At 38.3% G+C, this 243-nt stretch carries 1 protein-coding gene; it reads left to right on the top strand.

Features of this window, described 5'->3' with window-relative positions:
- On the top strand, positions 1–233 hold a 233-nt coding region (locus A6M21_RS17950; RefSeq protein WP_486599215.1), incomplete at its 5' end, for a glycoside hydrolase family 130 protein.
- Positions 234–243: the final 10 nt, after the last annotated feature.

Consider the following 243-nt stretch of genomic DNA (forward strand, 5'->3'; position numbering starts at 1 on the left):
GAGTTGGTGATGTTTCTAACGTAGTATTTACAAATGGAGCAATTGCAAGGGATAATGGCGATGTGTACATATACTACGCCTCATCAGACACTAGAATCCACGTTGCAACTACGACTGTCGATAGACTCTTAGATTATGCCTTTAACACGCCGCCGGATGCGCTAAGATCTATAGATTGCGTAAAGCAGAGGAAAGAACTTATTAAGAAAAATCTTCAATTAAACATGAGATAAAAAGCTTTAT

The sequence above is a fragment of the Desulfotomaculum copahuensis genome, from assembly GCF_001655685.1.
Taxonomy (GTDB): Bacteria; Bacillota; Desulfotomaculia; order Desulfotomaculales; family Desulfovirgulaceae; genus Desulfotomaculum_G; species Desulfotomaculum_G copahuensis.